Source organism: Streptomyces luteolifulvus (genome assembly GCF_008806595.1).
Lineage (GTDB): Bacteria > Actinomycetota > Actinomycetes > Streptomycetales > Streptomycetaceae > Streptomyces > Streptomyces luteolifulvus.
The window spans coordinates 49,964-59,937 of record NZ_VZRB01000044.1; the positions used below are offsets into that span (position 1 = coordinate 49,964).

Annotated in this window: 8 protein-coding genes; 5 read left to right on the plus strand and 3 right to left on the minus strand. The window is 69.8% G+C overall.

The window, feature by feature from the left end:
* Window positions 1–46: 46 nt before the first annotated feature.
* From bagG to bagA, 3 genes are all read right to left on the minus strand, one after another.
* A complete protein-coding gene (gene bagG, locus F7R91_RS36955; RefSeq protein WP_150957521.1) occupies window positions 47–1,423 on the minus strand; it encodes a bagremycin/ferroverdin biosynthesis FAD-dependent oxygenase BagG/FevA2 in 1,377 nt (458 codons plus the stop codon).
* A gap of 299 nt (window positions 1,424–1,722) precedes the next feature.
* Window positions 1,723–3,051: a bagremycin/ferroverdin synthetase BagE/FevW gene (bagE, locus tag F7R91_RS36960; RefSeq protein WP_225321002.1), complete on the minus strand. Its 1,329-nt coding sequence runs from the start codon at window positions 3,049–3,051 to the stop codon at window positions 1,723–1,725.
* Window positions 3,048–4,637, minus strand: a complete 1,590-nt coding sequence (bagA, locus tag F7R91_RS36965) for a bagremycin/ferroverdin biosynthesis tyrosine ammonia-lyase BagA/FevW (protein WP_150957545.1) — start codon at window positions 4,635–4,637, stop codon at window positions 3,048–3,050. Before bagA ends, bagE begins: the two co-directional genes overlap by 4 nt.
* Window positions 4,638–4,805: 168 nt before the next feature.
* Here bagA and bagB point away from each other — a divergent pair, with 168 nt between their 5' ends.
* The 5 genes from bagB (at window position 4,806) to F7R91_RS36990 (ending at window position 9,689) form a co-directional block, all read left to right on the plus strand.
* Window positions 4,806–5,579: a bagremycin/ferroverdin biosynthesis DhnA-type aldolase BagB/FevI gene (gene bagB / locus F7R91_RS36970; protein ID WP_150957523.1), complete on the plus strand. Its 774-nt coding sequence runs from the start codon at window positions 4,806–4,808 to the stop codon at window positions 5,577–5,579.
* Between the two features lie 18 nt (window positions 5,580–5,597).
* Window positions 5,598–6,704 carry a bagremycin/ferroverdin biosynthesis 3,4-AHBA synthase BagC/FevH gene (gene bagC / locus F7R91_RS36975; protein ID WP_150957525.1) on the plus strand — a complete coding sequence of 369 codons (1,107 nt, stop codon included), beginning with the start codon at window positions 5,598–5,600 and terminating at the stop codon, window positions 6,702–6,704.
* 4 nt (window positions 6,705–6,708) lie between these two features.
* Window positions 6,709–7,071: an SAV_915 family protein gene (locus F7R91_RS36980; protein WP_150957526.1), complete on the plus strand. Its 363-nt coding sequence runs from the start codon at window positions 6,709–6,711 to the stop codon at window positions 7,069–7,071.
* 122 nt (window positions 7,072–7,193) lie between these two features.
* Window positions 7,194–8,300 (plus strand): LuxR family transcriptional regulator BagY/FevT, encoded by a 1,107-nt coding sequence (gene bagY / locus F7R91_RS36985; protein WP_150957528.1) that lies wholly within the window; start codon window positions 7,194–7,196, stop codon window positions 8,298–8,300.
* 594 nt (window positions 8,301–8,894) lie between these two features.
* On the plus strand, window positions 8,895–9,689 hold the full coding sequence (locus tag F7R91_RS36990; RefSeq protein ID WP_150957530.1) for an SAM-dependent methyltransferase: 795 nt from the start codon (window positions 8,895–8,897) through the stop codon (window positions 9,687–9,689).
* Window positions 9,690–9,974: the final 285 nt, after the last annotated feature.

Consider the following 9,974-nt stretch of genomic DNA (forward strand, 5'->3'; position numbering starts at 1 on the left):
GCCGGTGGCGGCGCGGCCGTAGCGGTGATGCGCGGCTCTTCCTAGGTCAGGCCTGAGAGGGGCGCGGCACGATGTTGTGGTTGAACCGGAAGAGATTGTCCGGATCGACCTGGGCCTTGATGTCGGCCAGCCGGGCGAAGGTGGCCGGTTCATAGCCGCTCTCGGTGAGGTCCGCGGTGTCGGGACTGGCCAGGAAGTTGAGGTAGCGGCGCCCGGTGCCCCACGCCGCCATGCCGTCCACCACGAGCGGGGGCCGGTTGTCGGGGAGGGAGAGGGTCGACAGCGCGAACGCAGCGTCGCGGTGGTCGACGGCGTTCGGCACCTCGGGCGGCCGGCCGACCGCGCCGCCCAACTGCCGCAGCTCCACGGCCAGGTCGATGCAGTCGGCGCCCGGGCCGGCCAGCGTCAGCAGCGTGTCCATCGCCGCCTCGTCCAGCTCACGAAGCATCATCGACCGCTCGTTGTAGGGGATCGGCTCGGTCGGGTCGTTGTGGATCTCCCCGCACCTCGTGTACGGCATGTCGGCCAGGGTGTCGACGACCAGCGGGCCCGCGGCACGCAGCGGCTCGACCAGCTTGTTCCCGTCCTCCGCCGAACCCAGGTAGGCGATCCGGATGTGCACGGTCAGCCGGCCGCGCAGGAAGGGCGGGATCGCCTCGACGTCCGGCAGCCGCAGCAACGCCAGGGAGGAGGTGAGGTCCTCCGGCACGGTCGCGGTCCACTCGCGCCAGGCGTGCAGCACCTCCGCGGCGGCCTCGCCGGCGAAGAAGAGTCCGCCGCCGTACAGCTGCGACACCGGTACGAGGCCGAACTCGAGGGCGGTGACGACGCCGAAGTTGCCCTTGCCGCCGCGCGCGGCCCAGAACAGGTCGGTGTCCTGGTCGGCGGTGGCCCGGTGCGACCGCCCGTCAGGGGTGACGATCTCCACGGCGGTGACCCGGTCGGCGGCATAGCCGTACTTACGGGCCATCAGCCCGAGGCCGCCGCCGAGGGTGTAGCCGATCACTCCGGTGAGCGGGGAGGAGCCGTTGAGCGGGGCGAGGCCGTGCTCGGCGGCCGCCTCGACCACCTCGAACCACTGGGTGCCGCCCTCGACCCGGGCGGTCCTCGTGGCCGGATCGATGCTCACGCCCCGCATCAGGCGGGTGCTGATCAGCAGCCCGCCGTCCGCCGCGGTGGACGGGCCGTGGCCGGTGGCCTGGACGGAGATCGGCATCATGCGGGCGGCAGCGAAGGCCACCGCCTCGCGCACGTCCTCGGCTCCGGCCACGACCGCAATCAGGTCCGGGGAGTGCTCGGTGATCTGGTTGAACCCGTCCAGCTCCTGGGCGAAGTCGTCGTCTCCCGGCAGCAGGACCCGTCCGCTGAGCCGTTCGGAAAGTTCCGCCGCGGCCGGCTGCACGATGCTCTTGCCTGTCGTCATCCTCAGTCCTCCCTGACCCGGTTGTTTGTCGGGATGGGAAAACCCTTTCAACCGCGGGGGCGACGTCCCATCCCCCGTTTGAGGAGGATGTGGGCGACCGGCCGCCGGGAGGCATAGGTCCTGGGCTTGGTTGATGGTGTGTCAGGGCGGCCGTGCCGGACCGCCCCTCCAACGAGCGGAGTCGGGAATCAGCCCGTGCCGCGCCTCACGAACGCCTCGCCGCCCGCCGACTCGAACCCGGGCGACGACCGCGGCGAGGTCCGACGTCGTGGCTGCGGCATCATCACGATCACCCTGTCTCAACCCCGGACAACGGCCTGCCCCCAGTCCTCGTCGGGCCCGAACAGCTTCCGCGGCTTCATGGCGTCGAGCTGCTCCGCCAGCAGGGCGGTCGGCACCAGCGTGCCCTCGGGCACCGCGCCGGCCACGCAGGGCACCCCGAGTTCCGCCTCCACGGACGCGGCGAGCGACGCGGCGGCGTCCTCGCCGTCCGGGCCGGGCACCTCGATCTCGACGACCAGACGGTCCTGTTCGGCCCTGGCCCGCCAGAACAGCACACCGTAGGAGGCCGGGAGCCGGTAGACCAGCTCCTCCACCTGGATCTGCCCGAGACGCCGCCCGGCGACCGTGTAGCCCTGGCCGAGCCGGCCCAACACCCGCACGGTGGGGAGCTTCCACCCGCACGGGCAGTCCTCGTACCGCAGCTCCACCAGGTCCTCGAGGTCGTAGCGCACCAGCGGCATCGCCTCGCGGTACAGCGGGGTGATGACCAGCTGCCCGACGCCCTCGGCCGTGACGTCGCCGGTCTGCGGGTCATGGATCTCCGGCAGCACCCGGTCGGCCCAGAAGTGCATGTGGCCGTACGGACAGTCGCTGCCCAGCGGGCCCACCTCGGTGCAGCCGTACTCCTCGATGACCGGGGCGCCCCAGATCTCCTCGATCCGGCGGCGGCGCGCGCTGCTCATCGGCTCGCCCGCCACGTACAGCGCCCGCAGCGACGTGAAGGAACCGGCGGGATAACCGGCGGCCTTGGCCGCCGCGACCCACAGCAGGCTCTCGCTCGGCGTGGACCAGGTCAGCGTCACCTCGAGGTCACGCAGCACGCGCACGACCCGCGAGTAGGGCACCGCGAGGGAGCGGCAGTCGCCGGGGACGACGGTCGCGCCGCCGCGCATGGCGGCCCAGTGGGCCATGTGCCCGGCGAGCACCAGCCCGTAGGGGATGCGCACCAGCATGGTGTCCTGCGGACCGAGCGGGACGGTCTTGCGGACGAACCGGTCGGCCAGATCCGTCCACTCCGCCTCGGTGAAGTAGGCGGGGGTGGGGTTGCCGGTGCTGCCGCTGGACTCGTGGTAGCTGGCCAGGCGTTCCCTGGGCACGCCGAGCATGCCGAAGGGGTAGCTGTCTCGCAGGTCCGACTTCGTGGTGAGGCCCACCGTGGACAGGTCCTGCCCGACCTGAAGACGCTTCGCGTAGAAAGGCGAGTCGAGTGCGTGCCGCAGCGTCGGCCCGATCCGCTCCTGCTGGAGCGCCCGCAGTTCGTCGAAGGACTTCCAGTCGCCGATGGCCGGCAGCGCGCCGGGCGCCGGCCCGGAGCCGGCCGACTCGGCGTTCAGGGCGATGGTCACAGATCCCCTCCCACCCGCGCGGCCTCGGTGATGGCGCCGGAGGAGATCATCTCCACGACCGCGGCGATGTCGCCGTCCATCTGCCGGTCCTGGGCGGCGAAGGGGACCTCCTTGCGGATGCGCGTGTGCACGGCCTTGGTGCGAGGGCTCATCTCCTCGACGCCGCGCAGCTCGACGGCCTGGCAGGCGGCGAGGAGATGGATGGCCGCGACCTCACGGGTCAGTTCGATCACGTTGCGCGCGTCGCGGGCCGCGATCGGGGCCATGCTGACCTTGTCCTGGTTGTGCGCCTCGGTGGATCGGGAGAACGTGGAGGCCGGGCCCGCGTGCTTGAGCGCCTCGGCGGTGAGCGACGAGCACGCGATCTGCATGCCCTTGAAGCCGTGCTGCAGCCCTGCCTCGGTGTCGTCGTCGTCCACCCGGGCGATCAGGTTGGGCGTGAGGCCGTTGTTGAACTTCTCGTCGACCAGGAGCGCGAGCTGCCGGTCGAGCAGGTCGGCGACGCCGGCGACGGCCGTCTTCAGCGCGTCCATCGCGGTGACGACGTGCCCGCCGTAGAAGTTGCCGCCGCTGTACACGGCGCCCGTGGAGGGGTCGAACAGCGGGTTGTCGCTGGAGGAGTTGATCTCCACCGTCATCCAGGTGCGGACCCAGTCCAGCATGTCCCGCAGCACGCCGTTGACGTGCGGGGCGCAGCGCAGCGAGTAGCGGTCCTGGATGCTGCGCTCGAGCTTCTGATAGTGCCGGCCGTCCAACGGGACGTTCAGGTCGACGACCTGGTCGTAGGTCATCGCGAGCGCGGAGCCCTCGAGCAGCTCGTGGATGAGCGCGGCGCTGGCGCCCTGGCCGCTGTGCGGCTTCTCGTTGTGGATGAACGGCGCGTAATGGCCCCGGTTGCCGAGCATGCCCTCACTGGCCAGCGCGGTGCAGATGTCCGCCACGTCGGCGAGTTCGGCCGCCGCCTCGGTGTTCAGGACGGCGAACGCCGAGCTGAAGGAGGTGCCGTTGATCAGCGCGAGCCCGTCCTTGGCCTCCAGCGTCACGGGCTCGAGGCCCAACTCGGCCAGCACGTCCGCGGCCTGGCGTATCTCGCCGCGGTAGCGCACCTTGCCCTGGCCCGTCAGCGCGTAGGCGAGGTAGCAGAGCGGGACGAGGTCACCGCTGGCGCCGACCGAGCCGCGCTCGGGGATGGTCGGCAGGATGTCGTGCCGGAGGAAGTCCAGCAGCAGGTCCACCACGGGGAGACTGACGCCGGAGTTGCCCCGGGCCAGGCAGTTGGCACGGATCAGCAGGGTGGAGCGCACGACCTCGTCTGAGGCCAGCGGGCCGGTTCCGTTCAGGTGGTAGCGGATCAGCTCGTTCTGCAGCCGTGCGGTCTTCTCCGGCGATATCTGCCGGTTGACGCTGTCACCGAATCCCGTCGTCACCCCGTAAATGGGCTTGCCGGTCGCGAGGATCTCCAGCTTCAGGTTCCGGGAGGCGTTCATCGCCCGCAGCGCGTCCTCGGAGACCGCGAAATCCGAACCTTCGCGGGATGCGGCGGCCACGGTCTGGCCGATGCTCAGGCCGTGCCCGTCAATCTTCATAGTCGTCACTTGTGGACACCTTTCTCGCCGGTTGCCCACGAGTCTTGACCGCTGATGTTTCCCGTCGATATCGGATACGCGCTGCACGCGATATGCGAACGAGACACCGAAGATAGCCGCCCTCTTCAGGGTTGATCCAAGACCGGCACGGAGAAATGAGGAACCCCCATGATCTCCAATGGCGCGTTCGGCAGGCGACTCCGCCTGCGGCGCCTCTTCCGAAACGATTCCGAACGGCTGCTGATCGTGCCGCTGGACCATTCGGTGAGTCAGGGACCGATCACCGGCGGCGAGGGGCTCGACGCGCTCGTGGGCCGGTTGGCCACCAACCGGGTGGACGCGATCGTCCTGCACAAAGGCAGTCTCCGGCACGTCGATCCCGCCTGGTTCGGCAGCACCTCGCTCATCGTCCATCTCAGCGCCAGCACCGTGCACGCCCCCGACCCGGACGCCAAGTACCTGGTGGCCGGCGTCGAGGAGAGCCTGCGGCTGGGCGCGGACGCGGTGAGCGTGCACGTCAACCTGGGCTCGGACGGCGAGCAGCGGCAGATATCCGACCTGGCCGCGGTCGCAGACGCCTGCGACCGCTGGAACGTGCCGCTGCTGGCGATGATGTACCCCCGCGGCCCCAGGATCAGCGATCCGCGCGACCCTGCACTGGTGGCGCACGCGGTGACCCTGGCCGCCGATCTCGGAGCCGACCTGGTGAAGGCCCCGTACGTCGGCTCGGTGACGGAGATGAAGGAGATCACCTCCCGCTCTCCCGTCCCGGTCATCACCGTCGGCGGTCCGCGCAACGACGACGAGGGCCAGGTCCTGGCCCACGTCAGCGAGGCGCTGAGCGCGGGCGTCGCGGGCGTGGCCATGGGCCGCAACGTCTTCGAGGCGCCCGATCCCGGCGTCATGGCCGCGAAGCTGGCCAACCTCATCCACAGTGAGTGACCTCTAGGAGCCCCACGTATGAAGCTCAGTTGGCTGGACATCCGGAACCTCGACGAGGCGCGGGACGCCATCGTCCAGGAGGCGCTGCATCAGCGGATCGACGGCATCGTCGCAGCGGACCCGGCAGCCCTCGAGGGCCTGCCCCCGACCGTCACCAAGGTGCTGTTCCCCCGGGGCAAGGCCCTCCCGGAGGACTTCGGCGAGGCCACCGTGGTCATCGTGGACCCCGACTTCCACAAAATCACCCCCGCCGAGCTGGCGCTGAAGCACCCGGGGCTGGAGTTCGGCCGGTTCGTGGAGATCATCGACGCGAAGACGCTGGAGGACGCCTGCCAGTCGGCGCGCACCGAGCAGTGGAGCCTGCTGCTGTTCCGCGACCCCACCAAGATCCCCCTGGAGATCGTCATCGCGGCGTCCGCCTCCTCCCGGGGCAGCCTGATCACGGTGGCGGCCGACGTCGAGGAGGCCGAGATCATCTTCGGCGTGCTCGAGCACGGCTCCGACGGCGTCATGATGGCGCCCCGCAAGGTCGGCGACGCGACCGCCCTGAAGACCGTGGTGAACGCCGAGACCCCCGACCTGACCCTGACCGAGCTCGAGGTCGTCAGCACCGAGCACGTCGGCATGGGCGAGCGGGCCTGCGTCGACACCTGCACCTACTTCCGCAAGGACGAGGGCATCCTGGTCGGGTCGCACTCCAAGGGCATGATCCTCTGCGTCAGCGAGACCCATCCGCTGCCGTACATGCCGACCCGCCCGTTCCGGGTGAACGCGGGCGCCATCCACTCGTACACGCTGTCCAAGGACGGCCGCACCAACTACCTCAGCGAGCTGAAGGCGGGCTCCAAGATCGTGGCCGCGGACGTCGAGGGCCGCACACGGCTCGTCACCGTCGGCCGGGTCAAGATCGAGACCAGGCCGCTGATCTCGGTGAACGCGGTCTCCGCCGACGGCCGCGAGGTCAACCTGATCCTGCAGGACGACTGGCACGTGCGGGTCCTCGGCCCGGGCGGCACGGTCCTCAACAGCACCGAGCTCAAGCCCGGCGACAAGGTGCTCGGCTTCCTGCCGACGGAGGACCGGCACGTCGGCTACCCGCTCGACGAGTTCTGCCTCGAGACGTGACGTAGTGGACGCGCTCCTGTTCGTCCCGGTCCGGGTCGACGACCGCGATGGCGCACCAGCCGTCGTGCGTACGGCCCGGCCGGGCGCCGGCCAGGAGCGGGTTGGCCTCGCCTTCACCGGCGAGGAACGGCTCCACGCGGCGCTGGGGCCCACCCAGCGGTGGATCCGGCTGTCCCGGCCCGCACTCCTGGCGCTGCTCCGGCCGCTCGGGATCGAGCACGTCCGGATCAACCCGCTCTACGTCGGACCGGAAATGCCGAGGATGCCAGAGGTGGCGGACCTGTCGGCCGTGGACATCCACGCGGACGGTCCCGTCCTGGCCGGGATGCCGCGGCACGCGCAGTGGCTGCCGGACGAGGTGTGGTGATGGCCGGCTCCGGCCGCCGTCACCAGCCTGGAACCGGCAAGTAGCGTACGGTGGTGTGTGGTTGGAGACAGGAAAGGCTTACCTCATCATCCGCAGGCCACCCCGGAACGGAGTGCCGGAGCATGTCCACTGCGATCGGTCGCGATGAACTCATCTCGCGTGTCGGCCGTGCCGACAGCCCGCACAGGCTGCTCAGCACACTCGCGACGCAACTGCGCAGGGTGGTCCCCTACGACGCTGCCGTCTGGCGTTCCACGGACCCCGAGACCGGGATGATCACGTCGCCGATCTTCGCGGAGAACGTGGAGGATCACAGCTGCGCCGTCTACTGGCAGTACGAGCTGTTCACGGAGAAGATCAACCTGTTCCGAGACCTCGCGCTGGCGCCGGTGCCGGTGGCGAGCCTGTGGGAGACCACCGGGGGCGAACCCGAGCGCAGCTCGCTGTACCGGGGCTTCCTGGCGCCGCGCGGGGTGCACGACGAGCTGCGGGCCGTGCTGCGGGTGGACGGCCGGCCGCACGGATACGTCAGCCTGTTCCGCGAGAAGGGGCGGGCCGAGTTCAACACCGGAGAGCGCAGGTTCCTCGAGGATCTGGGCACGCCGATCGCCCGCCTGCTCAGGGCGTACGCCAAGCAGCGCCCCGAGCCCTCCGACGACGCTCTGACCGGCACCGGGCTGCTGCTGTTCGACGCGGCCGGCGCCCTCGTCTCGGCCAACGACGAGGCACGGCGCTATCTGGAGGAGATGCCGGAGGGCCCTGCCTCGCTCACCGCGCTCGGCATCCGCGTACCGCTGTGGGTGCACGGCACCGCGATGCGGGCCAGGGCGATCGCAGAGGAGCGCGGCGGCGACACCGCGCGGATCAGGATGCGCACCCGCACCGGCCGCTGGCTGGTGTGCCACGCGTCCTGCCTGCGGGAGGCCGACGGACGGGTGGGCGTCTCCGCGGTGATCATCGAACGCGCCCCGATCTCCGACGTCACGCCGCTCGTCGTGCAGGCCTACGAACTGTCGGAACGCGAGCTCGAGGTCACCCAGCGGGTGGCGCGCGGCCTGTCCACCAGCGGGATCTCCGAGGAGCTCCATCTGTCGCCGCACACCGTGCGCGACCACATCAAGGCGATCTTCGAAAAGCTCGGCGTCTCCAGCCGGGGCGAGCTGGTGGGCCAGCTGTTCACCGAGTACTACGAGCCTGTGAGCCGGTCCTCCACCGGCCGGCGGGGCTAGTACCCCAGCAGCGTTTCGCCATCTGGCCTGCTCAGAGAAGTCGTCCACCGTACCTCGGCCGGGGCGCTCTACCGCACCGCGCGCTTTCGCATGCGGACAGCGGGTTGGGTGGCGCATGGTGGCGATTTCCCGAGATGCCCGTGCCGAGAGTCGGCTCATCCCTATGGTCAGGACCGATCCAGTCGGTGGGGCCCACCGGGTGGTGGGCCGTGATCAGGAATGAGCATGACGCCTCAAGAGATCCTCTCCTGGACGAATGGGGCAGCCTCCGCCCTGTTCGTTGCCCAAGGTGTTGTCCGGGCCGCGCGCGCCTGCATCAAGTGGTGCAGGCGCCGCGATCATGACGACGACTAGGCGATAGCGACGCTGAGCGCTGAAGGAAGGGATCGCATCAGGCTGTGACAGCCAAACACTCCATACCTGAGGCCATGGCCAGGTCGAGCTGATCAGCCGACCGCGACGGCTCATGGGACAGCCTCACTGCCGTCGGGCGGTGGGGCTGTCTCTCGTGGGACGAAGATCCAGTCTCCCGGGCGCGTGACGTTCCACACGTCTAGATTGGGCAATGACGTCCGCTCAACTCCGGGAGCCCCCATGTCAATTGATCGCCCGATCATCAACAGCAGCGTGCCGCACTCCGCCCGGATCTGGAACTACTGGCTCGGCGGCAAGGACTGCTACGAGATCGACCGTCAGGTCGGCGACCAGATCTCCGGCGCCAACCCGGCGATCCTCGACATCGCCCTGGCACAGCGCGCGTTTCTCGTCCGGGCGGTGGAGTACCTCGCCGGCGAGGCCGGGATCCGACAGTTCCTGGACGTGGGTACCGGCCTGCCCACCGCGAACAACACGCACGAAGTCGCCCAGCGACTCTTCCCCGAGACCCGGATCGTCTACGTCGACCACGACCCGGTCGTCCTGGCCCACGCCGAGGCGCTGCTCACCAGCACGCCCCAAGGGGCCACGGACTATATCGACGCCGACCTGCGCGAACCCGAGGCCATCCTGGAACAGGCCGCCAAGACACTGGACTTCACCCAGCCGGTCGCGCTGATACTGCTGGGGATCACCGCCCACATCACCGACGACACCGTGTACGACATCGTCGGCCGCCTGATGGACGCTCTGCCCTCCGGCAGCTACCTCGTGCTCTGCGACGACACCGAGGTCCTCAACCCGCAGCAGATGCGCGAAATGATCGAGCAGTGGAACGAGGCCAGCGACAACCCGCGCATCAACCGCAGTCCGGAGCAACTCGCCCGGTTCTTCGAGGGCTTGGACCTGCTGGAGCCCGGCCTGGTCTCCGTCTCCCGGTGGCGCCCGAGCGAGTCCGCCGAGCAGGCGCCTGCCGAGGTGGACGACTTCGGTGGAGTGGCCCGCAAGCGGTAGCGACTCGCCGGGGGCCCACGATGACAGGTGCGATCACCGGTCTGGCGTGCATCGTGCCGGAACTTGCCCGCTGTCACATGCTTCTGAGGGCGGGTTCGAGGTCGCGCCGGCCCGTCGGCGGCAGGGGCGCGTCGTGATGCGTCAACTTGACCCGGCCTTGAAGGGCCGGGCTTGGAGGTAGTGCCCAGCTGGCTGCTGGGGTGGACTCCTCCGTCCAGACACCCCGTTATGGGGTGGCAGGGACGCGTGACTCACGTCCCGCATTCCACACGTTCTCGCCACGGG

Bases quoted from the DNA above. Each gene is read 5' to 3' on its own strand.
- bagB (WP_150957523.1), top strand. From the start codon at position 4,806: ATGATCTCCAATGGCGCGTTCGGCAGGCGACTCCGCCTGCGGCGCCTC.
- bagY (WP_150957528.1), top strand. From the start codon at position 7,194: ATGTCCACTGCGATCGGTCGCGATGAACTCATCTCGCGTGTCGGCCGT.
- F7R91_RS36990 (WP_150957530.1), top strand. From the start codon at position 8,895: ATGTCAATTGATCGCCCGATCATCAACAGCAGCGTGCCGCACTCCGCC.
- bagG (WP_150957521.1), bottom strand. From the start codon at position 1,423: ATGACGACAGGCAAGAGCATCGTGCAGCCGGCCGCGGCGGAACTTTCC.
- bagC (WP_150957525.1), top strand. From the start codon at position 5,598: ATGAAGCTCAGTTGGCTGGACATCCGGAACCTCGACGAGGCGCGGGAC.
- bagA (WP_150957545.1), bottom strand. From the start codon at position 4,637: ATGAAGATTGACGGGCACGGCCTGAGCATCGGCCAGACCGTGGCCGCC.